Here is a 25,805-nt window from a genome sequence, read left to right on the forward strand (position 1 = left end):
GTCCGAGATGAACGCAGACGGCCGTACCAGACTCAACCAGACGCCCGAGTGGACGGCACTGGCCAAGCACCGCGAGGAGCTCGGCGACGTGGGCTTGCGCGAGCTGTTCGCCGCCGACTCCGGCCGCGGCACCGGGTACACCCTCCGGGTCGGCGACCTGTACGTCGACTACTCCAAGCATCTCGTCACCGACGACACCCTGCGACTGCTGCGCGAACTGGCCGCCGCCACCGACGTCTTCGGGCTGCGTGACGCCATGTTCCGCGGCGAGAAGATCAACACCACCGAGGACCGGGCCGTGCTGCACACCGCGCTGCGCGCTCCGCGGGACGCGGTGATCGAGGTGGACGGCGAGAACGTGGTGCCCGATGTGCACGCGGTGCTCGACAAGATGGCGGACTTCGCGAACCGGGTGCGGTCGGGCGAGTGGACCGGCCACACCGGCCGGCGGATCCGGAACATCGTCAACGTCGGCATCGGCGGCTCCGACCTCGGCCCCGCCATGGCGTACGAGGTGCTGCGCGCCTTCACGGACCGCTCGCTGACGGTGCGTTTCGTCTCCAACGTGGACGGCGCCGACCTGCACGAGGCGGTACGGGACCTGGACCCGGCACAGACGCTGTTCGTCATCGCCTCCAAGACGTTCACCACCATCGAGACGGTCACCAACGCCACGTCCGCGCGCTCCTGGCTGCTGGACGCGCTCGGTGACGACGCCGCCGTCGCCAAGCACTTCGTGGCGCTGTCGACGAACGCCGAGAAGGTCGCCGAGTTCGGCATCGACACGGCCAACATGTTCGAGTTCTGGGACTGGGTCGGCGGCCGCTACTCCTACGACTCGGCGATCGGCCTGGCTCTGATGATCGCCATCGGCCCGGACCGCTTCCGCGAGATGCTCGACGGGTTCCGCATCGTCGACGAGCACTTCCGGACCGCGCCCGCCGAGTCCAACGTGCCGCTGCTGCTGGGCCTGCTGGGCATCTGGTACGGCAACTTCCACGACGCCCAGTCGCACGCGGTGCTGCCCTACAGCCACTACCTGTCCAGGTTCACCGCCTACCTCCAGCAGCTCGACATGGAGTCCAACGGCAAGTACGTCGGCCGGGACGGGCGCGAGGTCGAGTGGCAGACGGGGCCGGTCGTGTGGGGCACGCCGGGCACCAACGGGCAGCACGCCTACTACCAGCTCATCCACCAGGGCACGAAGTTGATCCCGGCGGACTTCATCGGTTTCGCGAGGCCCGTCGCCGAACTGAGCGAGCAGCTGAAGGCGCAGCACGACCTGCTGATGGCCAACTTCTTCGCCCAGACACAGGCGCTCGCCTTCGGCAAGACCCCCGAGGAGGTGAGGGCCGAGGGGGTGCCGGAGGAACTGGTGCCGCACAAGACGTTCCTGGGCAATCACCCCACGACCACGATCCTCGCGCCCGAGCTGACGCCGTCCGTGCTCGGCCAGTTGGTCGCCCTCTACGAGCACAAGGTGTTCGTGCAGGGCGCCGTCTGGAACATCGACTCCTTCGACCAGTGGGGCGTGGAGCTGGGCAAGGTCCTCGCCAAGCGCGTCGAGCCCGCGCTGACCGGGGGCGCGGAGGTCGAGGGCCTGGACGCCTCCACGCAGGCGCTGGTCGCCACATACCGGGAACTGCGCGGCAGGCAGTGACCACAGCCGCACGGGAAAGCGGGCGGCGCCGCGCCGTCCGCTTCCCGTAGACTCCCCGACGATCATCACGGCGAGTGCTCGGGGGAGCGCGAAGTGGCACGCACACGCGGAAGTTGGACCGGCGGCACGCTGACGGCCGGGTCCCTGCTCAAGCCTCAGGACGTGGCGCGGGCGGTGTTCCACCCCGCCTGGATTCCCGAACCGCTCGATCCGTCGGTGGAGCGGCTCAAGAGATTCCGTGTCATCGCCGGGGCCGTCGCGTCCCTCGGGGTCTACACCTTCATCGAGGGCGGTTTCGACTTCACCGAGCTGCTGGAGAACTGCGATGACGGCCTCCGTCGTCCTGCTCTTCCTCACCCCGCTGACGGTCGGGGTGATGCTGTGGGTCTGGCGGCGCGGCGGCACGGTGCGGCAGGTGCGCAGGCCGCTCCTCAGCTCCCTCGCGCTGCTCGTGCTGTTCGTGGGCTGCGTGGCCGCCGTGCTGTTGCTGGTGCGGACGGTGAACGCCTCCGCGAGCATGGCCGGGATCATCGGGTTCGGTATGACGATGCTGTGGCTGCTCGTCTTCACGGCCTCCGGAGCCGTGCGGGTCTCGGGCAACTTCTTCGGCACGGCCGCCGTGCACCGCTGCCTGCCGCCGCTGCTCGCCATGGTGACCAGCTGGCTGGTTGCCGTGCCGGACCTCGTGACCGGTGATCTGCACGGCCTCGGTCTCACCCTGGGCATCGTCTTCATCCTGGGTGCGCCGGTGACGGTCACCGCCATCGCGCTGCTGGAGATGCGGCGGCTGAAGCGGCGGTACGGAATCCGGCTGAACGCCCATCCGGCGACACACCCGCCGGTGCCCGGGCCGGTCCCGCCGATGGCCCCGGCGGGCTCCCCCCACCTGCCGCCGCAGGGGAACCCGTACGGGCATCCCCACGCGCCGACCGGACAGCACCCGTACGCCCCGCACCCGCAGGCCCCGCACCCCCGGCCCCCCTACCACCCGCAGCAGCCCTACGGCGGCTGACCCCGGGCCGTACCGGCGTCGGGCGGCGTCAGGCGACCGCGCTCAGCGTGTCCGCGAGGCGCCGTCGGGCCGCCCGGGCCGCGGGCAGGGCGGCCAGCGCTGCGGCGCAGATCACCGCCGCCGCGCCGAGCAGCACCATGAGGATCGGGGAGGGCCCCTGGGCGATCCCGGAGCCGATGCCGCTGGACCTGCCCTGGGCGTCGATCAGCCACCGGGAGAGGGGCAGGCCGAGGGCGATGGCGGCGAGGACGGCCGCCAGGGCCGTGAGGCCGGTGGCCGTGACGGTGATCGCCGTGATCTGCCGTGGGGACAGTCCGATGGCTTTCAGCGCCAGCAGGTCCCGTTCGCTCTCCCGGACGGTGCCGCCGATCGCGGTCAGCAGTTCGATGAGCCCGATGAGGGCGAGGACGGCGATCAGCCAGGCGACGACCGCGCGCAGCGGGGACAGTCCGTCCGCCGGGTTGGCCACCCGGTGCACGTCCAGATGGCCGCGCCCCGCGGCGGAGAGCCGGTCGGCGACCTCCTGCGGGTCGGCGCCGGGCTCCAGGCGAAGCTCGTAGAGGGTCGGGCGGAGCCCCGGGTCGTTCTCGCGGAGGGTGTCGAGGGACGTGGAGATGACCCGGCCGGCGTTCTCCGGCTCGATGCTGCGGCCCACGATGTGGAGGATCTGCGGCCGGTCACCGACGGTCATCCGCACCCAGGCGCCGACCTGCACGTCCAGCAGGTCGAGCAGTCCTTGCCCGGCCACGGCCTCGTCGGCGGCGCGGGCCGGACGGCCCTCGGCGAGGGTGTAGGGGTAGGGGTCCTGTCGGGTGCCGAGGCCGCGCAGCGCGATGGTCGCGGTCTGGCTCGGACCCAGGGCGGCCGTTTCGACGCCCGGGTAGGCGGCGGCCACCTCCGGGTCGCTCTCCAGGAGGGAGCGGGCCTGCTGTTCGCCCATACCGGCGTCGGCGCGGACGCTGAGCGTGGTGGGCAGGCCGATCTGTTCAGGCTCGCTGTGGAAACGGTCGAGGGTGGTCCAGGCGCTCATCGCCACGACGATCAGCAGCAGGGGCAGGGTGAGCCGGGCGACGGTGGCCAGGGACCGGGGGCGGCGGGTGAACGCCCGGTGCCATCCGAGCACCAGCGCGGGCGGAATCCGCACGCCGAGGGCCCTGCGCGCCACGCCGGACAACCGCCCTCCCGAGGGCGTGGCGGATCTCGGCACCGGTACCGGCGGCACGCGCCCGGCCCGCCAGGCGGCCAGCCCGGTGGTGGCGCCGATGAACAGCACCGCGCCCCCCGGCACCACGAGCAGTGCCACGGTGTGGCCGGGCAGCCCCTGCCATACGCCGACCGCGTCCCCGAGCCGCCCCGGGATCCTGCTGCCCAGGGACTCGGCCAGGGCGGCGGCGGCCAGGGCGCCCAGCAGGGCGTAGGCGAGGTGCTGGAGCAGGAAGACGCGGACCACCTGGCCGGGGGTGAAGCCGATGGCCTTCAGGACGGACAGGTCGCGCAGGTGCCCGCGGATGCGGGTGCCGATCGCCCCGTGCACGGCGAGTCCGGCCGCGACCAGCGCACCCAGCCCGAACAGGCCCAGCACCTGACCGAGCAGCCGGTTGTCGCCCTGCGCCTCGGCCCGGGCCTGCTGCCAGGTGGAGACCTCGCCGATGGTGCCGGAGCCCAGCACCGTCACCGCGCGCTGGACGATGTACGACGTGTCGCCGGGGTCCGTCAGCCGCAGCCCGATCACCTGGCCGCCGGGATCCCGCACGGCCGACGGCAGCGCCCACACCAGGCCCGGCTGCTCACCGGGCCGGTAGCGCGGCTCGGCGCTGTCGGCGATACCCACGACGGTCAGCTCGCGGGCGGTGCCGGGCACGTCGAGGGTGTCACCGGGGCCGGCCAGCAGGGCACGGGCAAGGCGGCTCTCCAGGACCACACCGTTCGGATGCGACGGGGCCGGCCAGTGCCCGGAGACCAGCGGCGGGCGGCCGTCGGAGGATCCTTCCGGCATGCCCCGCAGCTCGACGGCCGCGCGGCTGCCGCGCGCGGAGACGGTGGTGGCGGCGCTGGGATAGGGCCCGACGACGGATTCCACACCGTCCAGATCGGCCAGCTTCCCGGTGTCGGCCGCCGTATCGGTGTGCAGCCACACGTGTGCGCCGTGCGACTGCGCGAAGACGCGCTGCCACGGGTTGGTCGCGTAGCCGAACAGGGCCGTGGCCAGCAGCAGGGAGGCGACGATGCCGGCGGTGGCGAGGACGAGGAACAGCGCCTCGCCGCGGTGCGTGCGCAGATCGGAGTGGGCCCAGCGCAGGGTGGCTCGCATCCGGGTCAGCCCTTCCGGGGATCGTCGTGCACCCGCATGTCAGTCCTTCAGCTCCAGCACACCGGATATGCCGGAGCGGCGCGGCGGGGTGGTGCCGCCGTCGAGCGCCGCGTCGTCGGCGATCCTGCCGTCGAAGAAGCTGATGACCCGGTCCGCCGCGCTCGCCAGCCGGGCGTCATGGGTGACCAGCACGATCGTCTGACCGCGCTGGTGGAAGCGGGACAGCAGCCGCATCACCTCGCGGGTGCCCTTGCTGTCGAGGCTGCCCGCGGGCTCGTCGGCCAGCAGCAGCGGGGGGTGGTTGACCAGGGCCCGGGCCAGGGCGACGCGCTGCTGCTCTCCGCCGGACAGCTCGCCCGGCATGCTGCGCTCCTTGCCCGTCAGGCCCAGTTCGGCCAGCAGCGCCTCACGCTCGGTGCGCGCCTGTTTCGGCGGGGTCCCGGCGAGCAGGGCGGGCAGCTCCACGTTGTCGGCGACGGACAGGTTCGAGACGAGGTTGAAGAACTGGAAGACGATGCCGATGCGCTTCCTGCGCTCCACCGCCCAGCGGGCTTCGCCGTAGGTGTCGGTGGACTCGCCGTCGAGCCAGATACGGCCCGCGTCCGGCCGCTGGAGTCCGCCGAGCAGGTGCAGCAGCGTCGACTTGCCCGCGCCGGACGGGCCGGTGATCGCCACGAACTCGCCCTGCCGTACGCACAGGTCGACCCCGCGCACGGCGTGGGCCGGGGCGCCTTCGCCGTGGTGGGTCTTCACCAGTCTCTCGGCGCGCAGCACAGGAGCGGGCCGCTCGTCGCTCACTCCAGCTCCTCCAGCTCTTCCTGGCACCGCTCCAGCCAGTCCAGATCGGCCTGCAGGTGCAGCATCGCACCCTCGATCAGCAGATGGGCGATGCGGTTGTCGCGGTTTTCGGCGGCGGCCAGCTTCGACAGCTGCCGCATGGTGTTCAGGTATTGGCGCCGCTGCTGGTTGATCAGGGTGATCTGCTCGGCGAGGCCGGTCTGCGGAGCGAGCGCCAGTTTCATGAAGAACTCGTCCCGTACCCGCGGCTCGTCCTCGGGCTCCTCGAACCAGGCGCGCAGCGCCTCCCGCCCGGCGTCGGTGAGGTGGTAGACCTTTTTATTGGGCCGGCTGGACTGCGTCACGTCCTCGCCCTCGATCAACCCCGACTTCTCGAGGCGGCCGAGGGTCACATAGATCTGGCCGACATTCGGCTGAGGGTACGCGGAGCCCAGTAGTTGCTCAAGGTCCTGCTTGAGCTCGTAGCCGTGGGCGGGTCCGCGGGCGAGGAGTGCCAGGAGGGGCAGGCGCACGCGTGCAGTCCTCCTGTCCGGTCCAATGTGCTCCAGGCCCTAGTATCGCCCATACCTAACAGGTATACATGGCCTCTGTTCCGGGCGAGGGTGCCCAGCGCCGGTGTACAGGGAGGAACCTATGCGGTGGATCCATGCCGCGGGTAGGGGCCTCCTCGTTCTCGTCGTGGTCCTGACCGGCTACGTCGCCGCGGGAGCGCAGGCGGGCGAGCCCTCCGGGGGCGGTCGCGGGCCGCTCACGCTGGCCACCGCGGGGGACCTCACCGGCTATCTAGGCCCTCTGCTGGAGGGCTGGAACCGCACCCACCCCGGCGAGAGGGTGACCCTCGTCGAACTGCCGGACTCGGCCGACGAGACCCAGGCCCAGATGATCACCGACCTGCGCGACGGCGACCGCAGCCGGTTCGACGTGCTCAACATCGACGTCAACTGGACCCCGGAGTTCGCCGCGGCGGGCTGGATCAGGCCGCTGCCCCGGGACCGCTTCCCCCTGAAGACCTTCCTCCAGCCGGTCGTGGACACGGCGACCTACGACGGGCAGCTCTACGCGGTCCCGTACGTCACCAACGCCGGTCTGCTGCTGTACCGCAAGGACGTCCTCGCGAAGGAGGGGGTCGCACCGCCGCGCACCTGGGCGGAGCTGGAGCGCTACGCGAAGACCATCGCACCCGAGCACGGCCTCGACGGCTACGCCGGACAGTTCCTGCCCTACGAGGGCCTCACCGTGAACGCGGCCGAGGCCGTCTACTCGGCGGGCGGCTCGATCCTCGGCGACGAGGGCGAGCGCGTCACCGTCGACTCTGCGGCGGCCCGCGAAGGCATCGGGTTCCTGGCACGCGGGGTGCGCGAGGGCTGGATCCCGAAGGAAGCGCTGACGTACAAGGAGGAGGAGTCCAAGCAGGCCTTCCAGGACGGCCGGCTGCTCTTCCTGCGGAACTGGCCGTACGCCTACGTCGGTGCCTCCGCCCCCGGTTCGAAGGTCGCCGGCAAGGTGGGTGCCGTGCCCCTGCCCGGACCCGGCGGGCCGGGGACCAGCGTCCTCGGCGGCTCCAATCTGGCCGTCAGCGCGCATGCGCGCCACGCCGACTCGGCGGCCCGTCTGATCGCGTACCTCACCAGTGAACGCGTCCAGCGGCAGGTCCTCACGCGCGGCGCGCTGCCGCCGGTGCGCGCGGATCTCTACCGGGATCCCGAGCTCATCCGTCGATTCCCTTATCTGCCGACCCTGCGGACGAGCGTCCTCGCGGCCGAGCCGCGCCCCAAGAGTCCGCGCTACGGCCAGGTGAGCCTGGTGGTGCAGGCGGTCGTGCACGACGCGATGGCGGGGCACCAGACGCCCGCCGCGGCGGTGCGACGGCTGGCGCGAGAGCTCGCCGTCATCTCGCGCGGCTAGCGCTGTCCGCGACCCTTGTAGATCCTCCCTACTTACCTGTTAGGTAACGCGGGCATCTCAACTCGCTGAGCCTCGCCCGGGTATGTCCCTATTTGCACACCACACCGGCTCGATACCTCCTGTCTGTTCATTGACACCCTCTCGACACGCCTACTTAACATGCATGCATAACCGCTGCCCTCCTCAGAGACAGGTCGATGGGTTGAACAGGCACCACTGGTGGCGTGACGCAGTGATCTATCAGGTGTACGTCCGCAGCTTCCTCGACAGCACCGGCGACGGCATCGGCGACCTCGCCGGCGTCCGGGCCGGACTGCCGTACCTCAAGAAGCTCGGCGTCGACGGGATCTGGCTGAGCCCCTTCTATCCCTCGCCGCAGCACGACCACGGCTACGACGTGGCCGACTACTGCGACGTCGACCCGCTCTTCGGCGACCTCGAGGAGTTCGACCGGCTGGTCGGGGCCGCTCGGCGGCTCGGCATCAGGGTGCTGCTCGACATCGTCCCGAACCACTGCTCCAGCGAGCACCCCTGGTTCCGCGAGGCGCTCGCCGCCCCCGCCGGCAGCCCGGCCCGGGCCCGCTTCCACTTCGCCGACGGCCGCGGTCCGGACGGCGCCGAGCCGCCCAACAACTGGCACGCCATGTTCGGCGGCCCGGCGTGGAGCCGGGTGACCGAGCCGGACGGCACGCCCGGCCAGTGGTACCTGCACATGTTCACGCCCGAACAGCCCGACTGGAACTGGCGTGACCCCGAGGTCGCCGCCGAGTTCGACCGGGTGCTGCGTTTCTGGCTCGACCGGGGAGTCGACGGCTTCCGCATCGACGTCGCCGCCGGCCTCTACAAGCACCCCGAGCTGCCCGACTCCGACGACCCGGAGGCCGACGCCCGCACCCGCGACTCGGTCAACCCGCTCGCCTGGAACCAGCCCGAGGTGCACGACGTGTGGCGCCGCTGGCGCTCCATATGCGAGGAGTACACCGAGCGCGACGACCGCGAACGCCTCCTCGTCGGCGAGGTGTCCGTCCCCACCGCCCGCGAGCACGCCCAGTACGTCCGCTCCGACGAGCTGCACCAGGCCTTCTTCTTCGACCTGCTCAGCGCCTCCTGGGACGCCGACGCCTTCCGGAAGGTCATCTCGGAGGCCATGCAGGACATCGCCGGGACCGGTTCGACCGTCACCTGGGTCCTCAACAACCACGACCAGGTCCGCACCGTCACCCGCTACGGCGAACCCGCCACCGAGGGCAGCGGCCTCGGCGCCGCCCGTGCCCGCGCCGCCGCGCTGCTCATGCTGGCCCTGCCCGGCGCCGCCTACATCTACCAGGGCGAGGAGCTCGGGCTGCCGGAGGTCGTCGACCTGCCCGACGACGTGCTCACCGACCCGATCTTCCGCCGCACCGGCAGTCGCGCCCGCATCCGCGACGGCTGCCGCGTGCCCCTGCCCTGGTCGGGCCAGGCCTCACCGTTCGGCTTCACGCCCGGCGTGGAGAGCGCCAAGCCCTGGCTGCCGCAGCCGGAGTACTTCGCCGAGTACGCCACCGACCGCGCCCTCGCCGACACCCGCTCCTTCTGGCACCTGTACCGCGACGGCCTCCAACTGCGCGCCCAGCTGCCCCAGTTGGGAGAGGGCACGCTGCGCTGGCTGGACGCCCCGCCCGGCGTCCTGGCCTTCGAGCGCGGCGACCTCGTGTGCGCCGTCAACTTCGGCACGGCCCCCACCCCCGCGCCGGTCCCCGGCACCCCCCTGCTCGCCAGCGGCCCCTGCCCGCCCGGAGTGCTCTCCGGCTCGACGGCCGCCTGGTGGATCCGTTCCTGAACGCCCCCGCAAGCGAACGCTTCACAAGTCAACTCCCCGAAGGGACATCAACGATGATGCGACGACGTACCCCCCTGCTCACCGGCTGCACCGCACTCGTGCTCGCGCTCGGCGCGACCGCCTGCGGCGGCGGACCCGTCTCGGCCGGTGGCGGCGACAAGGCGCTCAGCGGCCAGTCGGTCACCGTGGCCGGCGTCTGGTCCGGCACCGAGCAGAAGAACTTCCAGAAGGTGCTCGACGCCTTCACCGAGAAGACCGGCGCCAAGACGCAGTTCACGTCCACCGGCGACAACGTCTCCACCGTCGTCGGCAGCAAGATCGAGGGTGGCAACGCCCCCGACGTCGTGATGGTCCCGCAGGTCGGCGTGCTCAAGCAGTTCGCGCAGAAGGGCTGGCTCAAGCCGCTGTCGAAGAAGACCGAGCAGGCCGTCGACGCCGGGTACGCCCCCGTGTGGAAGAAGTACGGCAGCGTCGACGGCACCCTCTACGGCCTCTACTTCAAGGCCGCCCACAAGTCCACCGTCTGGTACAGCCCCGACGCCCTCGAACAGGCCGGCGTGAAGCCCCCGAAGAGCTACGACGAGATGCTCAAGGCCGGACAGACCGTCTCCGACTCCGGGCTCGCCGCGTTCTCCGTCGCCGGACAGGACGGCTGGACCCTCACCGACTGGTTCGAGAACGTCTACCTCTCCCAGGCCGGCCCCGAGAAGTACGACGCCCTCGCCGCGCACAAGCTGAAGTGGACCGACGCTTCCGTCGTCGACGCCCTCACCACCCTCGGCAAGCTCTTCAAGGACAAGCAGCTCATCGCCGGCGGCCAGAAGGGCGCCCTGAACACCGACTTCCCCGGCTCGGTGGAGAAGGTGTTCGGCCCCGAGCCCGAGGCCGGCATGGTCTACGAGGGCGACTTCGTCGCCGGTGTCGCCAAGGACCAGTTCGGCAAGAAGGTCGGCGAGGACGCGAACTTCTTCCCGTTCCCGGCGGTCGGCGGCGGCGTGGCACCGGTCGTCAGCGGCGGTGACGCCGCCGTCGTCCTCAAGGACGGCAAGAACCAGAAGGCCGCCCAGGCCCTCCTGGAGTACCTGTCGACGCCCGAAGCCTCGGCCGTGTGGGCGGAGGCGGGCGGCTTCCTCTCCCCGAACAAGAAGGTCGACCTCGCCTCCTACGGCGACGACGTCACCCGCGCCACCGCCAAGTCCCTCGTCCAGGCCGGGGACTCGGTCCGCTTCGACATGTCCGACCAGGCCCCCGCGGCCTTCGGCGGCACCAAGGGCACCGGCGAGTGGAAGCTGCTGCAGGACTTCCTGCGCGACCCGTCCGACCCGAAGGGCACCGCGGCGAAGCTGGAGGCCGCGGCGGCCAAGGCGTACCAGGACTGATACGCCATGACAGCGACCCTCGTGAAAGACACGAGCTCCCCACCGCCCGGCCCGGTCGCCGACCGCACCCGGCTACTGCGCAGACGCGGGAAGATCATCGCCCTGCTGTTCGTGCTGCCCGCGCTGCTGCTGCTCGGCGCGCTCGTCGTCTACCCCGTGCTGTTCAGCATCGGCCGCAGCTTCTTCGACGCCTCGGGGACGAGCTTCGTCGGCGGCGACAACTACGCCGAGATGTTCCGTGACCCGGCCACCCTCAAGGCCGTCCGCAACACGGCCATCTGGGTCGTCATCGCCCCGGCCCTGCTCACCGGCCTCGGACTGATCCTGGCCGTGCTGGTGGAGAAGGTCCGCTGGGCCACGGCCTTCAAGCTGCTCCTCTTCATGCCGATGGCCGTCTCCTTCCTCGCCGCCGGCATCATCTTCCGGCTCGCCTACGACGAGGACCCCGACAAGGGCGTGCTCAACGCCGCGGTCGTCTCCGTCCACGACGCCTTCAAGGGCGAGTCCTCCTATCCGACGGCCCGGGCACGCGACGCCAAGGGCCTGACGAAGGACAAGGACGGCTCGTACCGCACGAGCACGAGCGTGGCGCCCGGAGACGCGGTGGCACTGGGCCTGGTCGGCGTGCAGCCCGACGACCTGCCGGGCGGAGCCGAGCCCGCCTACGCGGCGGCCGGACGGAAAGCCGCCGCCGACGAACTGCGCGGAGTCGTCTACCTCGACTTCACGCCCGGCGGGGGAGGGGAGCAGGGCAAGGTCGACCGGCGGGAGAGCGGGCTGCCTCAGATGAAGGTCGAGGCGGTCCGCGACGGCGAGACGATCGCCGCGACCACCACGGCCGCCGACGGTTCCTTCCGCTTCGAGGGCCTGGCGTCGGGCTCCTACCAGGTGAAGCTGCCGTCGTCGAACTTCGCCCAGCCCTACGACGGCGTCTCCTGGCTCGGGCCGGCGCTGGTCACCCCCGCGATCATCGGCGCCTACCTGTGGATCTGGACCGGCTTCGCCATGGTGCTGATCGGGGCGGGCCTGTCGACCCTGCCGCGGGACGCCCTGGAGGCGGCGCGGATGGACGGCGCGAACGAGTGGCAGATCTTCCGGCGGATCACCGTGCCGCTGCTGGCACCCGTCCTGTCGGTCGTCTTCATCACCCTCGTCATCAACGTGATGAAGGTCTTCGACCTCGTCTACATCATCGCGCCCGGTCCCGTGCAGGAGGACGCGACCGTGCTCGCGACGCAGATGTGGCTGGTGTCGTTCGGCGGCGGCAACAACCAGGGGCTCGGCAGCGCCCTCGGCGTCCTGCTCCTGCTGCTGGTCGTCCCGGCCATGGTGTTCAACGTCCGCCGTTTCCGAAGGAGTCAACGATGAACGCGGTGCGGCGCGGGCTGGGCAACGGGCTCGTCCAGGCCTTCCTCGTCGTGGTCGGCCTGGTGTGGATGACGCCGCTGGCCGGACTGTTCCTGTCCTCGCTGCGGTCCGCCGAGGACACGGCCAAGGGCGGCTGGTGGACGGTGTTCTCCAGCCCCGGACAGCTGTCCTTCGACAACTACTCGTCGCTGCTGGGGAACGCCGGGATCACGCAGGCGTTCTGGAACACGGTGCTGATATCCGTGCCGACGACGGTGCTCGTCGTGGTGATCGCGGCACTCGCGGGATACGCCTTCGCGTGGCTGGACTTCCCCGGGCGGGAGACGGTCTTCCTGGTCGTGGTCGCGCTGCTGGTGGTCCCCGTGCAGATCGGACTGCTGCCGGTCGCGAAACTCTTCGGTCAGCTGGGCCTGTTCGGCACGATCCCCGGCGTCGTCCTCTTCCACGTGGCCTACGGCCTGCCGTTCGCGGTGTTCCTGCTGCGCAACTACTTCGCCGAGATGCCGAAGGAGATGCTGGAGGCGGCCCGCATGGACGGGGGCAGCGAGTGGCGTATCTTCACGCGGCTGGTCCTGCCCGTCGGGCGGCCGGCGATCGCCTCCCTGGCCATCTTCCAGTTCCTGTGGGTGTGGAACGACATGCTGGTGGCGTTGCTCTTCGCGGACAGCACGTCACAGCCGCTGACCGTGGAACTCCAGTCACAGATACGCCAGTTCGGAAGCAACATCGATGTGCTGGCACCCGGGGCGTTCGTGTCCCTGGTCGTCCCGGTCGTCGTGTTCTTCGCCTTCCAACGGCACTTCGTGCAGGGCGTGATGGCCGGTTCGGTGAAGTGACCGCAGTACGAGGGGGCTCCGCCCCCTGGACCCCCGACCTATGCCCACCCGCCACCCGAAACTGCCCTTGACCGGGGGCAACTCGCGAGTTCAGCCGTCTGGCCGACCGCTTCGGGTGGCGGGTGGGCGAAGGAAGGGGAGTCCAGGGGGCGGAGCCCCCTGGTGTGTCTAAGCCGAAGCCGGCGGGTACAACGACCGCGGCAACTGCGAAGCCGCCGCGCCGTCCAGCAGCCACAGCGTCCGGCTGCGGCCGTACGCCCCTGCCGCCGGTGCCTGGATCTCCCCGGCTCCCGAGAGGGCGATCGCCGCAGCCTGGGCCTTGTCCTCACCCGCGGCCAGGAGCCACACCTCCCGCGCCGCCCGGATCGCCGGCAGCGTCAGCGTCACGCGGGTCGGCGGCGGCTTGGGCGCGCCGTGGACGCCGACGACCGTACGCTCCGTCTCCCGCACCGCGGGCAACTCCGGGAACAGCGACGCCACATGCGTGTCCGGCCCGACGCCCAGCATCAGCACGTCGAACGTGGGCACGGGCCCGTGGTTCTCCGGGCCCGCCGCCGCTGCCAGCTCCTGCGCGTAGGCGGCAGCCGCCGCGTCCACGTCGGTGCCGTGCGGCCCGTCCGACGCGGGCATCGCGTGCACCCGCTTCGGATCCAGAGGCACCGAGTCGAGCAGAGCCTCCCTCGCCTGGGTGGCGTTGCGCTCGGGGTCGCTCTCGGGCAGGAACCTCTCGTCGCCCCACCACAGGTCGAGCCGGCTCCAGTCGATCGCGTCCCGGGCGGGCGCCGCGGCCAGCGCGGCCAGCAGGCCGTTGCCGTTGCGGCCGCCCGTCAGGACCACGGATGCCGAGCCCCGGGAGGCCTGCGCGTCCACGATCCTGGTGATCAGCCGTGCCGCCGCGGCCTGCGCCATCAGATCCTTGTCGCGGTGGACGACCAGCTGCGGTGCCGTACTCACTTCGTCGTCGCCTTCCGTACCGGTTCCAGCGCGGGCGGTTCCTGCCTCACCGGTTCCTCCGACGTCGCTTGTGAAGCGGGTGCTTTCGCAGCCGCTTCAGCGGGAGCGGGGAGGGCGAGTCGTGCGCGCCCGTCACTTTTGGGCTCTCCGCGCTCTCCTTTGGCGACCGCGTCACCGGAGACCCGCGGCGCCGGAGCCGACCAGGACGACTTCAGCCGGTCCACCCCGTACCGCAGCGCCGACGCGTACGTGTCGTCCGGGTCCAGCCGACGCAGTTCCTCCGCCATCAGCTCGGCGGTCTCCCTGCGCTTGAGCGCGACGGCCCGGTCCGGCTGGCCCTCGATGGACAGCGTCGCCAGCGAGCCGTCGGCCCGGTCCAGCTTGATCGGGCCGCAGTTGGTGTCCATCCGGACCGCCGTCAGACCCGGCCCGCTGGACAGCGAGCGCTTCACGGGGACGTCCAGCCGGTCCGCGAGCCACATCGCCAGCAGCTCACAGCTCGGGTTGAACTCCTCGCCCTCCACCTCGACGGCCCGCACCTCGCAGGCCACCTGGTCGAGGGCCGCCGCCAGCATGGAACGCCAGGGCGTGATGCGGGTCCAGGACAGGTCCGTGTCACCGGGGGTGTAGGTCCCCGACCGGGTCGCCAGATCCCGTACCGGCTGCTCCGAGGCGTACGTGTCGGTGACGCGGCGCTGTGCGAGGGCACCCAGGGGGTCCTTCGCCGGGTCCAGCGGCGCGTTCACCGGCCACCACACCACTACCGGGGCGTCCGGCAGCAGCAGCGGCAGCACCACCGACTGGGCGTGGTCCGCGACCTCGCCGTACAGCCGGAGCACGACCGTCTCGCCGGTGCCCGCGTCCGCGCCGACCCGCACTTCGGCGTCCAGGCGGGACTGCGTGCGGTCGCGGGGCGAGCGGGAGACACGCTTGATGACGACGAGCGTGCGCGAGGGATGCTCGTGCGCGGCGTCGCTCGCGGCCTTCAGCGCGTCGTAGGCGTTCTCCTCGTCCGTCACGATGACCAGCGTGAGGACCATGCCGACCGCCGGAGTACCGATCGCCCGGCGGCCCTGCACGAGCGCCTTGTTGACCTTGCTGGCCGTGGTGTCCGTGAGGTCTGTCTTCATGGCCGGCGCCAGCTCCGTCCGTGTCGCTCGAGCATTTCGTCCGCCTCGACGGGCCCCCAGGTACCGGCCGGGTACTGGGCGGGCTTGCCGTTCTTGTCCCAGTACTCCTCGATCGGGTCGAGGATCTTCCAGGACAGCTCGACCTCCTCGGTGCGCGGGAAGAGGTTCGAGTCACCGAGCAGCACGTCCAGGATCAGACGCTCGTACGCCTCCGGGCTGGACTCGGTGAAGGACTCGCCGTAGGCGAAGTCCATCGACACGTCCCGGATCTCCATCGACGTGCCCGGCACCTTGGAGCCGAAGCGGACCGTGACGCCCTCGTCCGGCTGGACGCGGATGACGATCGCGTTGGAGCCGAGCTCCTCGGTGGCCGTGGAGTCGAAGGGGGAGTGCGGGGCCCGCTGGAAGACGACGGCGATCTCCGTCACCCGGCGGCCCAGGCGCTTGCCGGTGCGCAGGTAGAACGGGACGCCCGCCCAGCGGCGGTTGTCGATCTCCAGCTTGACCGCGGCGTAGGTGTCGGTCTTCGAGGAGGCGTCGATGCCGTCCTCGTCGAGATAGCCGATCACCTTCGCGCCGCCCTGCCAGCCGGCCGCGTACTGGGCGCGCACGGTGTCGCGGCCCAGGTCCTGCGGCAGCCGCACGGCGCCGAGCACCTTGGTCTTCTCCGCGGCCAGCGCGTCCGCGTCGAAGGAGGCCGGCTCCTCCATCGCGGTCAGCGCCATCAGCTGCAGCAGGTGGTTCTGGATGACGTCACGGGCGGCGCCGATGCCGTCGTAGTAGCCGGCCCGGCCGCCGATGCCGATGTCCTCCGCCATGGTGATCTGCACGTGGTCCACGAAGGACCGGTTCCAGATCGGCTCGAACATCGTGTTGGCGAAACGCAGCGCCAGGATGTTCTGGACGGTCTCTTTGCCCAGGTAGTGGTCGATGCGGAAGACCTGGTCCGGGGCGAAGACCTCGTGGACGACCTTGTTGAGCTCCTCGGCCGAGGCGAGGTTGTGACCGAACGGCTTCTCGATGACCGCGCGCCGCCAGGAACCGCCCGTCTGGTCGGCCAGCTGGTGCTTCTTCAGCTGCTGGATGACCACGGGGAAGGCCGACGGGGGCACCGAGAGGTAGAAGGCGAAGTTGCCGCCCGTGCCCTGTGCCTTGTCGAGTTCCTCGATCGTGGAGCGCAGCCGCTCGAACGCGTCGTCGTCGTCGAACGTGCCCTGCACGAAGCGCATGCCCTGGATGAGCTGCTGCCAGACCTCCTCGCGGAAGGGTGTGCGGGCGTGTTCCTTGACCGCGTCGTGGACCTCCTGAGCGAAGTCCTCGTGCGCCCACTCGCGGCGGGCGAAGCCCACCAGTGAAAAGCCCGGCGGCAGCAGACCGCGGTTGGCGAGGTCGTACACGGCGGGCATGAGCTTCTTGCGGGACAGGTCGCCCGTGACGCCGAAGATGACCAGGCCCGACGGCCCCGCGATGCGCGGGAGCCGTCGGTCCGCGGGGTCACGCAGCGGGTTGCTGCTCGACACCTGTTCAGCCCTCCGAGGGGGCGAGGCGCTTGAGCTCGGCCTCGGTCGACTTCAGCAGGTCGGTCCAGGACGCCTCGAACTTCTCGACGCCCTCCTCCTCGAGCAGCCGCACCACGTCGTCGTACTTGATCCCGAGCTTCTCGACCGCGTCGAGGTCGGCGCGGGCCTGCTCGTACGTGCCGGCGACGGCGTTGCCGCGGATCTCACCCTGCTCCTCGGTGGCGAACAGGGTCGCCTCCGGCATGGTGTTCACCGTGTTGGGCGCGACCAGCTCGTCGACGTAGAGGGTCGGCTTGTAGGCCTTGTCCTTCACGCCGGTGGACGCCCACAGCGGACGCTGCTTGTTGGCGCCCGCCTTCTCCAGCGCGCTCCAGCGGTCCGAGGAGAAGACCTCCTCGTACGCCTGGTAGGCCAGCCGGGCGTTGGCCACGCCGGCCTTGCCGCGCGCGGCCTTGGCCTCGTCGGTGCCCAGCGCGTCGATCCGCTTGTCGATCTCGGTGTCCACGCGGGACACGAAGAACGAGGCCACGGAGTGGATCTGCGACAGGTCCAGGCCGCGTTCCTTGGCCTTCTCCAGGCCCTCCAGGAACGCGTCCATGACCAGGCGGTAGCGCTCCAGGGAGAAGATCAGCGTGACGTTGACGCTGATGCCCAGGCCGATGGTCTCGGCGATGGCCGGGATGCCCGCCTCGGTCGCCGGGATCTTGATGAGGGTGTTGGGCCGGTCCACCAGCCAGGCGAGCTGCTTGGCCTCGGCGACCGTCGCCCGGGTGTTGTGCGCCAGGCGCGGGTCGACCTCGATCGAGACCCGGCCGTCCTGGCCGCCGGTGGCGTCGAAGACCGGGCGCAGGATGTCGGCGGCGTCACGGACGTCCGCCGTCGTGATCATGCGGATGGCCTCTTCGACCGTGACCTTGCGGGCGGCGAGGTCGGTCAGCTGCGTGTCGTAGCCATCGCCCTGCGAGATCGCCTTTTGGAAGATCGAGGGGTTGGTGGTGACGCCCACGACGTGCTGCTGGTCGATCAGCTCGGCGAGGTTGCCGGACGTGATCCGCTTGCGCGACAGGTCGTCCAGCCAGATCGCCACGCCTTCCTCGGAGAGGCGCTTCAGTGCGTCTGTCATGGAAATTCCATCTCCTACGTGTCGTGTATAAGCGTCAGCGCTGAGCTGCGGCGATCGATTCCCGCGCGGCGGCGGCCACGTTCTCGGGAGTGAAGCCGAACTCGCGGAAAAGGACCTTGCCGTCGGCCGAAGCACCGAAGTGCTCCAGGGAAACGATGCGGCCGGCGTCCCCCACGTACTTGTGCCAGGTGAGACCGATGCCGGCCTCCACCGCGACACGGGCCCGGACGGACGGCGGCAGGACGCTGTCCCGGTACCCCTGGTCCTGCTGCTCGAACCACTCCACCGACGGCATGGACACGACGCGCGTGGGCACGCCGGCGCTCTGGAGCTGCTCACGCGCCTCGACGGCGACGTGCACCTCCGAGCCGGTGGCGATCAGGATGACCTCGGGCTCGCCGCCGTCGGCCTCGAACAGGACGTAACCGCCCTTGGCCGCGTCCTCGTTGGGCTCGTACGTCGGAACGCCCTGACGCGTCAGCGCCAGGCCGTGCGGCTGCCCCTTGCCGAACTCCTTCGTCCAGCGCTTCAGGATCTCGCGCCAGGCGATGGCGGTCTCGTTGGCGTCGGCCGGGCGCACGAGGTTCAGACCCGGGATCGCCCGCAGCGCGGCCAGGTGCTCGACCGGCTGGTGCGTCGGGCCGTCCTCGCCCAGGCCGATGGAGTCGTGCGTCCACACGTACGTCACCGGCAGGTGCATCAGCGCCGACAGCCGCACCGCGTTGCGCATGTAGTCGGAGAACACCAGGAACGTGCCGCCGTAGATCCGGGTGTTGCCGTGCAGCGCGATGCCGTTCATCTCGGCGGCCATCGCGTGCTCGCGGATACCGAAGTGGATCGTGCGGCCGTACGGGTCCGCCTCCGGCAGCGGGTTGCCCGCCGGGAGGAAGGAGCTGGTCTTGTCGATCGTGGTGTTGTTGGAGCCCGCCAGGTCCGCCGAGCCGCCCCACAGCTCGGGGATGACCGCGCCGAGGGCCTGGAGCACCTTGCCGGAGGCGGCACGCGTGGCCACGCCCTTGCCGACCTCGAAGACCGGGATCTTCTCCTCCCAGCCCTTGGGCAGCTCACCCTTGGCGACGCGGTCGTACTCCGCGGCACGGTCGGGGTTGTTGTCCCGCCACTGCTGGTACGCCTTCTCCCACACCGCGCGGGCCGCCTGCCCACGCTCCAGCGCCTTGCGGGTGTGCGTGATGACCTCGTCGGAGACCTCGAAGGTCTGCTCCGGGTCGAAGCCCAGGACGCGCTTGGTCGCCGCGACCTCGTCGTCGCCGAGCGCCGAGCCGTGCGCGGCTTCGGTGTTCTGCGCGTTCGGGGCGGGCCAGGCGATGATCGAGCGCATCGCGATGAACGACGGCCGGTCGGTGACCGCCTTGGCCGCCTCGATCGCGTCGTAGAGCGCGTTCGGGTCCAGGTCGCCGTCCGGCTTCGGCGCCACTCGCTGCACGTGCCAGCCGTAGGCCTCGTACCGCTTCACCGTGTCCTCGGACACGGCCGTCTCGGTGTCGCCCTCGATCGAGATGTGGTTGTCGTCCCACAGCAGGATCAGGTTGCCGAGCTTCTGGTGGCCCGCGAGGGAGGAGGCCTCGGCGGAGATGCCCTCCTGGAGGCAGCCGTCACCGGCGATGCAGTAGACGAAGTGGTCGAACGGCGACTCGCCCTCGGCGGCCTCCGGGTCGAACAGACCGCGCTCGTAGCGGGCGGCCATCGCCATGCCCACCGCGTTGGCGACGCCCTGGCCGAGCGGACCGGTCGTCGTCTCCACACCGGTCGTGTGCCCGTACTCGGGGTGGCCCGGGGTCTTCGAGCCCCAGGTCCGGAAGGACTTCAGGTCGTCCAGCTCCAGGCCGAAGCCGGCCAGGTACAGCTGGGTGTAGAGGGTCAGGGACGAGTGGCCGGCGGACAGCACGAAGCGGTCCCGTCCGACCCAGTCGGCGTCCGCCGGGTCGTGCCGCATCACCTTCTGGAAGAGGGTGTAGGCGGCAGGCGCCAGGCTCATCGCCGTACCCGGATGGCCGTTACCGACCTTCTGTACGGCATCGGCGGCCAGGACACGCGCGGTGTCGACGGACCGCTGGTCCAACTCGGTCCACTCGAGGTCTGTGGTGGTCGGCTTGGTGCTCACCCTGGGTCAGGGCTCCTCTCCACATGTCGGATGCCGGTGTATCGGGGCGCCCACCGGCCGCAGTCGAGCCTACCCCCGCGGGACGTGCGTTTTTTCGAGTCACTCCAGAGTGCCGGGACGGATCCCGATCCGCTTCCTGACTGGGCCGTACCGCATTCGACAGGTGAATACGGAGCCGCTCATCCGGGTGCTCAATCGAGCTTCGAAGCGCCCTTCCGAAGGTGCCCGCCAACACGAGCCGACCCCCGCGAATGTCCGAGTCTGGGCAACGTCTAAAGTGGCGTGGTACGCGCGAGCCTTTACCGGGACTTCACAGCGGTGAGGCTTGCTGGGATGTCTCTGTAGGGGTGTGCGTGACGGCCGTTGAATCCCGTCCAGCGGGGATGACCGGGACCGACCGGAGCCCGGCCCACCGGCCGCTCGGGGCCCGTGTCATGGCATTCGTGGCTCTCACCAAGCCGCGGATCATCGAGCTGCTGCTGATCACGACGGTGCCGGTGATGTTCCTGGCGCAGCAGGGCGTGCCCGACCTGACACTGGTGCTGCTGACGTGCCTCGGCGGCTACATGTCCGCGGGCGGCGCCAACGCGCTCAACATGTATATCGACCGCGACATCGACGCGCTGATGGACCGCACCTCGCAGCGTCCGCTGGTCACCGGCATGGTCAGCCCGCGCGAGTGCCTGGCCTTCGGCATCACGCTGGCCGTCGCCTCGACGCTGCTGTTCGGCCTCACGGTGAACTGGCTCAGCGCCTGGCTCGCCCTCGGCGCGCTCCTCTTCTACGTCGTCGTCTACACGATGATCCTCAAGCGCCGTACCTCGCAGAACATCGTGTGGGGCGGCATCGCCGGCTGCCTTCCGGTGCTGATCGGCTGGTCCTCGGTCACGAACTCGATGTCGTGGGCGCCGGTCATCCTCTTCATGGTCATGTTCTTCTGGACGCCGCCGCACTACTGGCCGCTGTCCATGAAGGTCAAGGAGGACTACGCGCGCGTGGGCGTGCCCATGCTGCCGGTGGTCGCCTCCAACAAGGTGGTCGCCAAGCAGATCGTGATCTACAGCTGGGTCATGGTCGGCGTCTCGCTGCTGCTCACCCCGCTCGGTTACACCGGCTGGTTCTACACCTCGGTGGCCCTGCTGGCGGGCGGTTTCTGGCTCTGGGAGGCGCACGGCCTGCAGAACCGCGCGAAGGCGGAAGTGACGGGCGCGAAGCTGAAGGAGATGCGCCTGTTCCACTGGTCGATCACCTACGTGTCGCTGCTCTTCGTGGCGGTCGCGGTCGACCCGTTCCTGCGCTGACACCCGGACGTACGTCACAGAGCCCTGCCCTCGCCAGTCGATCTACCGGTGAGTAGCATCCTGGGCATGGCAGACACGCAGCAGGTTGACCCGAAGGCCGAGCGCAAGGCGGCCCGGCTGGCCCAGCAGATCTCCTCCTTCTCGAAGGCCCACGGCGGCGCCGAGGGCCAGGTCGCCTACCTCGGCGAGCGCGGCGCCCGCATCGTCCTGGTCGGCGAGGACGGAAACTGGGGCGACCTGGTCGCCCCCACCTACGAGATCGCAGAGAAGGCCGTGGAGAAGTCGGGCATCACCCGCCACGAGTCCTTCGACGGCGACTTCGCGGCGAAGGTGAAGACGGGCCGCTACGAGTGGTCCCGCATGGCGGGGATCCAGGTAGGCGGCCCCAAGAACAGTTGAGCAGCCGACCCAGGGGCGCGGGGAACTGCGCGAGCGGCCACATCCGGTCCGCAGCCGCGCGCTGACCCGCACCCCCTACGGGACCGCGACCTTCACCCCGGTTCACCCGTTAGGACCCTTGAGAGCAACAGGGTCCACCCCGGGAGGCCCGGATGATCGAAACGCCGTTACTGGTGGACCAGTACTGCCACGGCGTGCTCCGCACGGAGCTGGGCCTCGGCACCTTCGAGGCCCACCTCAGCCGCACCGAGGGCCCACCCGCCCCCGGCACCACCCTCTTCGACACCCAGACCGGCTTCGCCGTGCGGCGCTGGTGCCCGCCCCTGCTCGGCCTGGAACCCCACTGCAAACCCGCCCGCTACCTGGCCCGACGCCGGGAACTGGGCGTCCTGGAGTCCGGCCGCCGCCTCCTGCGTGGCAGCGGCATCACGACGTACCTGGTCGACACCGGTCTCCCCGGTGACCTGACCGAGCCCGGCGAGCTGGCCGGAGCGGGAGCGGCGGAGGCCCGCGAGATCGTGCGCCTGGAACTCCTCGCCGAGCAGGTCGCCGACACCTCCGGAACCGTCGAGTCCTTCCTCGCCAACCTCGCCGAGTCGGTGCACACGGCCGCCGCGAACGCCGTCGCCTTCACCTCGGTCGCCGGTGTACGGCACGGCCTCGCGCTCGCGCCCGAGCCGCCCGGCCCGGGGGAGGTGCGCGGCGCGGCGGGCCGCTGGCTCGCCGGGCGGGGCGTCGGCGGGGAGCTGAGCGACCCGGTGCTGCTACGGCATCTGCTGTGGAGCGCGGTCGCCTCGGGGCTGCCGCTCCAGCTGCACGCGGGGCTGGGCGCGCCGGGGCTGCGGATCGACCGTACGGACCCGGTGCTGCTGACGGACTTCGTACGGGCCACCGCCGGTCTCGGTACGGACCTGGTGCTGCTGCACGGCTACCCGTATCACCGGCAGGCCGCCCATCTCGCCGGAGTCTTCCCGCACGTCCACGTCGACTGCGGCGCCGCCCTGGTCCGCACGGGCGCCCGGGCCGCGACCGTCCTCGCGGAGATCCTCGAACTGGCCCCGTTCGGCAAGATCCTCTTCTCCACCGGGGCGCAGGGCCTGCCCGAACTGCACGTGGTGGGGGCCCGGCTTTTCCGTGAGGCCCTCGGGCGGGTGCTGGGCACCTGGGTCGCCGAGGGCGCCTGGTCCCTGGCCGACGCGCAGCGGGTGGCGGGCATGCTGGCGTCGGGAAACGCACGCAGGGTGTACGGGCTCGACTAGGGCCTGTCCGGATCAGGTCGCGGGAACCGGCGGAGTCAGGCCTTGGTCAGGGTCGCCTCGGCGGTGGGACCGGGCATGTCGACGGTGGCCTCCGGCCGCTCCCGCAGCGACAGCACCACCCGCAGCACCCAGATCCACATCACGGCCGAACCGAGCATGTGCAGGCCGACCAGGATCTCGGGCAGATCCGTGAAGTACTGGACGTACCCGATGACGCCCTGCGCGAGCAGGATCAGGAACAGCTCGCGCGTGCGGTTCAGCGGGTTCCGCGGCGCGTCGACCGCCTTGAGGACGAACCACAGGGCGAACGTCAGCGTCACCACGATCCACGCCAGCACGGCGTGCAGCTTGCTCACCGTCTCCCAGTCGACCGGCATCCGCTCGACCTCGCTGGAGTCGCCCGCATGCGGTCCGGCACCGGTGACGACCGTGCCGACCAGGATGAGCAGGGCGGCCGCCGCGACCAGGAACCACACCAGCTGCTGCACGGCCTTGCCGGCCAGCGGGCGTGGCGCCGCGTCGCCCTCACGGGTGCGCTGCCACATCACCGTGGCCACCGCGATGAGCGCGGACGTCGCCACGAAGTGCGCCGCGACCGTGTACGGGTTGAGTCCGACCAGCACCACGATGCCGCCGAGGATCGCGTTGCTCATCACGATCCAGAACTGCGCCCACCCCAGCCGCACGAGGCCCCGCCGGTACGGCTTCTGCGAGCGCGCGGCGATGATCGCCCAGCCGACGGCCGCGCACAGCACGTACGTCAGCATGCGGTTGCCGAACTCGATGGCGCCGTGGAAGCCCATCGCGCTGGTGGCGGTGAGCGAGTCGTCGGTGCACTTGGGCCAGGTCGGGCAGCCCAGGCCCGAGCCGGTCAGGCGCACGGCGCCGCCGGTGACGACGATGATCACCGACATCAGCAGTGCGGTCAGGGCCGCCCGCCGGACCGTCCGGGGTTCCGGGGTCCAGCGCTCGGCGATGAAGGCGAGCGGGTTGCGCAGGGCGGCCTGGGCGTCGGCGCGGGTCACGTGTGGCACGCGAACCATCGTAGGCCGCCGCTTGTGCATGCGTTCACGAGGGTCGGTCACAGGACACCGTCCCTACTCCCAGCGGAAGAACTTCCCGGCCGCGGCCAGGCCCACGATTCCCCACACGGCCAGGATCCCGAGGTCCCCCCAGGGCATCCCGGCGCCGTGCTGGAGCACGTCCCGCAGCCCGTCGGACAGCGCCGCGATGGGCAGCAGGCCGAGGACGTCCTGCGCTCCGGAGGGGAACTTGTCGAGCGGCACGACGACCCCGCCACCGACGAGCAGCAGCAGGAACACGAGGTTGGCCGCGGCCAGCGTCGCCTCCGCCTTCAGCGTCCCGGCCATCAGCAGGCCCAGGCCCGAGAAGGCGGCCGTGCCGAGGACCAGGAGCAGCAGTACGGCGAACGGGTTGCCGTGCGGCGACCAGCCGAGCGCGAAGGCGATCACCGTCAGCAGGATCACCTGGAGCACCTCGGTGACCAGGACGGACAGCGTCTTCGCCGTCATCAGGCCCCAGCGGGGCAGGGGCGAGGAGGCGAGCCGCTTCAGCACGCCGTAGCGGCGCTCGAAGCCGGTGGCGATGGCCTGGCCCGTGAACGCGGTCGACATCACCGCGAGCGCGAGGATGCCGGGCGCGAGGAAGTCGACCGCTTCGCCGGCGCCGGTGTCGACGATGTCCACGGTGCTGAAGAGCACCAGGAGCAGGGTCGGGATGACGACGGTCAGCAGCAGCTGCTCGCCGTTGCGCAGCAGCATCTTCGTCTCGAGGACGGCCTGGGCCGCGATCATGCGGGGGAGGGGCGCCGCGCCGGGCTTCGGCGTGTACGTCCCGGTGCCGGTGACGGTCACGAGCGCAACTCCTTGCCGGTGAGCTCCAAGCTGTGTCTTCCCGGGGGACGACCCCCGGACCCCCGGCCGACCTCCGTGTGAGGCGGAATCATGAGCGCAACTCCTTGCCGGTGAGCTCCAAAAAGACGTCTTCGAGCGTGTGCCGCTCCACCGAGATCTTCTCCGGCATCACGCCGTGCTGGGCGCACCAGGAGGTGACCGTCGCGAGCAGCTGGGGGTCGACCTTGCCGACGACCCGGTACGAGCCCGGTGTCAGCTCGGCGGCGGAGCAGTCGGCGGGCAGGGCCTTCAGCAGCGAGCCGACGTCGAGGCCCGGCCGGCCCGTGAAGCGGAGCGTGTTCTCGGCGCCGCCCCGGCACAGCTCCTCGGGGGAGCCCTGGGCGATGACCCGGCCGGCGTCGATGATCGCCACGTCGTCCGCGAGCTGCTCGGCCTCGTCCATGTAGTGGGTGGTCAGGACGACGGAGACGCCGTCGGCGCGCAGGTCCCGCACGAGGTCCCAGGTGGCGCGGCGGGCCTGCGGGTCGAGCCCGGCGGTCGGCTCGTCCAGGAAGACCAGTTCCGGCCGCCCGACCACGGCCATGGCCAGCGCGAGCCGCTGCTGCTGCCCGCCGGACAGCCGCCGGTACGTCGTACGGCCGCAGGAGCCGAGGCCCAGGCGCTCGATCAGCGCATCCACGTCCAGGGGATGGGCGTGCAGCCTCGCCACGTGGCGGAGCATCTCGTCGGCCCGGGAGCCCGAGTAGACCCCGCCGGACTGAAGCATCACGCCGATGCGGGGCCGCAGGTCCGCGGACTGTCTCACCGGGTCGAGGCCCAGGACGCGCACCGTGCCGGAGTCCGGCTTCCGGTACCCCTCGCAGGTCTCGACCGTGGTCGTCTTGCCGGCTCCGTTGGGACCGAGCACGGCGGTCACGCCCGTCCGGGCCACCAGGTCGAGCCCGTCCACCGCGGTCTTCGTGCCGTACCGCTTCACCAGGGCCTGGACCTGGATCACGGGCTCACTTCGCATGGGTCCAGAGTCTAGGGAGGCGG

Annotated in this window: 21 protein-coding genes; 10 read left to right on the forward strand and 11 right to left on the reverse strand. The window is 70.8% G+C overall.

Annotation, left to right across the window (positions count from 1 at the left end; genetic code table 11):
* Window positions 1–7: 7 nt before the first annotated feature.
* On the forward strand, window positions 8–1,660 hold the full coding sequence (gene pgi, locus AB0B29_RS22770) for a glucose-6-phosphate isomerase (protein ID WP_362242624.1): 1,653 nt from the start codon (window positions 8–10) through the stop codon (window positions 1,658–1,660).
* Window positions 1,661–1,985: 325 nt separating this feature from the next.
* Window positions 1,986–2,672, forward strand: coding sequence for a hypothetical protein (locus tag AB0B29_RS22775; RefSeq protein ID WP_436845872.1), 687 nt, complete (start codon window positions 1,986–1,988; stop codon window positions 2,670–2,672).
* A 28-nt stretch (window positions 2,673–2,700) separates the two neighbouring features.
* Here the strand turns inward: AB0B29_RS22775 and AB0B29_RS22780 are convergent, their stop codons facing one another.
* From AB0B29_RS22780 to AB0B29_RS22790, 3 genes are read right to left on the reverse strand one after another with little or no spacing between them, the layout of a single operon-like run.
* The gene (locus AB0B29_RS22780; protein ID WP_362242627.1) at window positions 2,701–4,983 is read right to left on the reverse strand and encodes an ABC transporter permease; all 2,283 of its coding nucleotides are present in this window, start codon (window positions 4,981–4,983) and stop codon (window positions 2,701–2,703) included.
* Between the two features lie 39 nt (window positions 4,984–5,022).
* Window positions 5,023–5,781, reverse strand: a complete 759-nt coding sequence (locus AB0B29_RS22785; protein ID WP_362242630.1) for an ABC transporter ATP-binding protein — start codon at window positions 5,779–5,781, stop codon at window positions 5,023–5,025.
* Window positions 5,778–6,293 (reverse strand): PadR family transcriptional regulator, encoded by a 516-nt coding sequence (locus AB0B29_RS22790; RefSeq protein WP_184845017.1) that lies wholly within the window; start codon window positions 6,291–6,293, stop codon window positions 5,778–5,780. Before AB0B29_RS22790 ends, AB0B29_RS22785 begins: the two co-directional genes overlap by 4 nt.
* A gap of 121 nt (window positions 6,294–6,414) precedes the next feature.
* Between AB0B29_RS22790 and AB0B29_RS22795 the strand changes: the two genes are divergently transcribed.
* From AB0B29_RS22795 to AB0B29_RS22815, 5 genes are all read left to right on the forward strand, one after another.
* Window positions 6,415–7,686: an ABC transporter substrate-binding protein gene (locus tag AB0B29_RS22795; RefSeq protein WP_362242634.1), complete on the forward strand. Its 1,272-nt coding sequence runs from the start codon at window positions 6,415–6,417 to the stop codon at window positions 7,684–7,686.
* 163 nt (window positions 7,687–7,849) lie between these two features.
* Window positions 7,850–9,505, forward strand: a complete 1,656-nt coding sequence (locus tag AB0B29_RS22800) for a glycoside hydrolase family 13 protein (protein WP_362242636.1) — start codon at window positions 7,850–7,852, stop codon at window positions 9,503–9,505.
* 53 nt (window positions 9,506–9,558) lie between these two features.
* Window positions 9,559–10,884, forward strand: coding sequence for an ABC transporter substrate-binding protein (locus AB0B29_RS22805; protein WP_362242639.1), 1,326 nt, complete (start codon window positions 9,559–9,561; stop codon window positions 10,882–10,884).
* Between the two features lie 6 nt (window positions 10,885–10,890).
* Complete coding sequence (locus tag AB0B29_RS22810; protein ID WP_362242642.1) at window positions 10,891–12,252, forward strand: carbohydrate ABC transporter permease; 1,362 nt, start codon at window positions 10,891–10,893, stop codon at window positions 12,250–12,252.
* Window positions 12,249–13,088 carry a carbohydrate ABC transporter permease gene (locus tag AB0B29_RS22815; protein ID WP_362242645.1) on the forward strand — a complete coding sequence of 280 codons (840 nt, stop codon included), beginning with the start codon at window positions 12,249–12,251 and terminating at the stop codon, window positions 13,086–13,088. Before AB0B29_RS22810 ends, AB0B29_RS22815 begins: the two co-directional genes overlap by 4 nt.
* 168 nt (window positions 13,089–13,256) lie before the next feature.
* On the opposite strand, the gene pgl is transcribed toward AB0B29_RS22815, so the two are convergent.
* The 5 genes from pgl to tkt are packed head-to-tail and all read right to left on the reverse strand — an operon-like array spanning window position 13,257 to window position 19,937.
* Entirely contained in the window at window positions 13,257–14,042 is a 786-nt protein-coding gene (gene pgl / locus AB0B29_RS22820) for a 6-phosphogluconolactonase (protein ID WP_362242648.1), read from the reverse strand.
* Window positions 14,039–15,172, reverse strand: a complete 1,134-nt coding sequence (opcA, locus tag AB0B29_RS22825) for a glucose-6-phosphate dehydrogenase assembly protein OpcA (protein WP_362242650.1) — start codon at window positions 15,170–15,172, stop codon at window positions 14,039–14,041. The genes pgl and opcA overlap by 4 nt, the downstream gene beginning before the upstream one ends.
* Entirely contained in the window at window positions 15,169–16,692 is a 1,524-nt protein-coding gene (zwf, locus tag AB0B29_RS22830) for a glucose-6-phosphate dehydrogenase (protein WP_362242653.1), read from the reverse strand. Before zwf ends, opcA begins: the two co-directional genes overlap by 4 nt.
* 4 nt (window positions 16,693–16,696) lie before the next feature.
* On the reverse strand, window positions 16,697–17,815 hold the full coding sequence (gene tal, locus AB0B29_RS22835; RefSeq protein WP_351642352.1) for a transaldolase: 1,119 nt from the start codon (window positions 17,813–17,815) through the stop codon (window positions 16,697–16,699).
* A gap of 34 nt (window positions 17,816–17,849) precedes the next feature.
* Entirely contained in the window at window positions 17,850–19,937 is a 2,088-nt protein-coding gene (gene tkt, locus AB0B29_RS22840; protein ID WP_362242656.1) for a transketolase, read from the reverse strand.
* A gap of 383 nt (window positions 19,938–20,320) precedes the next feature.
* On the opposite strand from tkt, the gene AB0B29_RS22845 reads away from it, so the two are divergent.
* From AB0B29_RS22845 to AB0B29_RS22855, 3 genes are all read left to right on the forward strand, one after another.
* Window positions 20,321–21,238, forward strand: coding sequence for a heme o synthase (locus tag AB0B29_RS22845; protein WP_362242659.1), 918 nt, complete (start codon window positions 20,321–20,323; stop codon window positions 21,236–21,238).
* 66 nt (window positions 21,239–21,304) lie between these two features.
* A complete protein-coding gene (locus tag AB0B29_RS22850) occupies window positions 21,305–21,637 on the forward strand; it encodes a hypothetical protein (protein WP_362242662.1) in 333 nt (110 codons plus the stop codon).
* A 152-nt stretch (window positions 21,638–21,789) separates the two neighbouring features.
* Entirely contained in the window at window positions 21,790–22,896 is a 1,107-nt protein-coding gene (locus tag AB0B29_RS22855; protein ID WP_362242665.1) for an amidohydrolase family protein, read from the forward strand.
* Between the two features lie 35 nt (window positions 22,897–22,931).
* On the opposite strand, the gene AB0B29_RS22860 is transcribed toward AB0B29_RS22855, so the two are convergent.
* From AB0B29_RS22860 to AB0B29_RS22870, 3 genes are all read right to left on the reverse strand, one after another.
* Window positions 22,932–23,939: a COX15/CtaA family protein gene (locus AB0B29_RS22860; RefSeq protein WP_362242668.1), complete on the reverse strand. Its 1,008-nt coding sequence runs from the start codon at window positions 23,937–23,939 to the stop codon at window positions 22,932–22,934.
* A gap of 54 nt (window positions 23,940–23,993) precedes the next feature.
* Window positions 23,994–24,710, reverse strand: coding sequence for an ABC transporter permease (locus tag AB0B29_RS22865; RefSeq protein ID WP_362243083.1), 717 nt, complete (start codon window positions 24,708–24,710; stop codon window positions 23,994–23,996).
* A 148-nt stretch (window positions 24,711–24,858) separates the two neighbouring features.
* Window positions 24,859–25,782, reverse strand: coding sequence for an ABC transporter ATP-binding protein (locus AB0B29_RS22870; RefSeq protein ID WP_362242671.1), 924 nt, complete (start codon window positions 25,780–25,782; stop codon window positions 24,859–24,861).
* Window positions 25,783–25,805 lie beyond the last annotated feature (23 nt).

The organism is Streptomyces tibetensis (genome assembly GCF_040647715.1).
GTDB classification, from domain to species: Bacteria; Actinomycetota; Actinomycetes; order Streptomycetales; family Streptomycetaceae; genus Streptomyces; species Streptomyces tibetensis_A.

Bases quoted from the DNA above. Each gene is read 5' to 3' on its own strand.
- pgi (WP_362242624.1), top strand. From the start codon at position 8: ATGAACGCAGACGGCCGTACCAGACTCAACCAGACGCCCGAGTGGACG.
- AB0B29_RS22775 (WP_436845872.1), top strand. From the start codon at position 1,986: ATGACGGCCTCCGTCGTCCTGCTCTTCCTCACCCCGCTGACGGTCGGG.
- AB0B29_RS22780 (WP_362242627.1), bottom strand. From the start codon at position 4,983: ATGCGAGCCACCCTGCGCTGGGCCCACTCCGATCTGCGCACGCACCGC.
- AB0B29_RS22795 (WP_362242634.1), top strand. From the start codon at position 6,415: ATGCGGTGGATCCATGCCGCGGGTAGGGGCCTCCTCGTTCTCGTCGTG.
- AB0B29_RS22800 (WP_362242636.1), top strand. From the start codon at position 7,850: ATGCATAACCGCTGCCCTCCTCAGAGACAGGTCGATGGGTTGAACAGG.
- AB0B29_RS22805 (WP_362242639.1), top strand. From the start codon at position 9,559: ATGATGCGACGACGTACCCCCCTGCTCACCGGCTGCACCGCACTCGTG.
- AB0B29_RS22810 (WP_362242642.1), top strand. From the start codon at position 10,891: ATGACAGCGACCCTCGTGAAAGACACGAGCTCCCCACCGCCCGGCCCG.
- AB0B29_RS22815 (WP_362242645.1), top strand. From the start codon at position 12,249: ATGAACGCGGTGCGGCGCGGGCTGGGCAACGGGCTCGTCCAGGCCTTC.
- opcA (WP_362242650.1), bottom strand. From the start codon at position 15,172: ATGAAGACAGACCTCACGGACACCACGGCCAGCAAGGTCAACAAGGCG.
- tal (WP_351642352.1), bottom strand. From the start codon at position 17,815: ATGACAGACGCACTGAAGCGCCTCTCCGAGGAAGGCGTGGCGATCTGG.
- AB0B29_RS22845 (WP_362242659.1), top strand. From the start codon at position 20,321: ATGACCGGGACCGACCGGAGCCCGGCCCACCGGCCGCTCGGGGCCCGT.
- AB0B29_RS22850 (WP_362242662.1), top strand. From the start codon at position 21,305: ATGGCAGACACGCAGCAGGTTGACCCGAAGGCCGAGCGCAAGGCGGCC.
- AB0B29_RS22855 (WP_362242665.1), top strand. From the start codon at position 21,790: ATGATCGAAACGCCGTTACTGGTGGACCAGTACTGCCACGGCGTGCTC.
- AB0B29_RS22860 (WP_362242668.1), bottom strand. From the start codon at position 23,939: ATGGTTCGCGTGCCACACGTGACCCGCGCCGACGCCCAGGCCGCCCTG.
- AB0B29_RS22865 (WP_362243083.1), bottom strand. From the start codon at position 24,710: ATGATCGCGGCCCAGGCCGTCCTCGAGACGAAGATGCTGCTGCGCAAC.
- AB0B29_RS22870 (WP_362242671.1), bottom strand. From the start codon at position 25,782: ATGCGAAGTGAGCCCGTGATCCAGGTCCAGGCCCTGGTGAAGCGGTAC.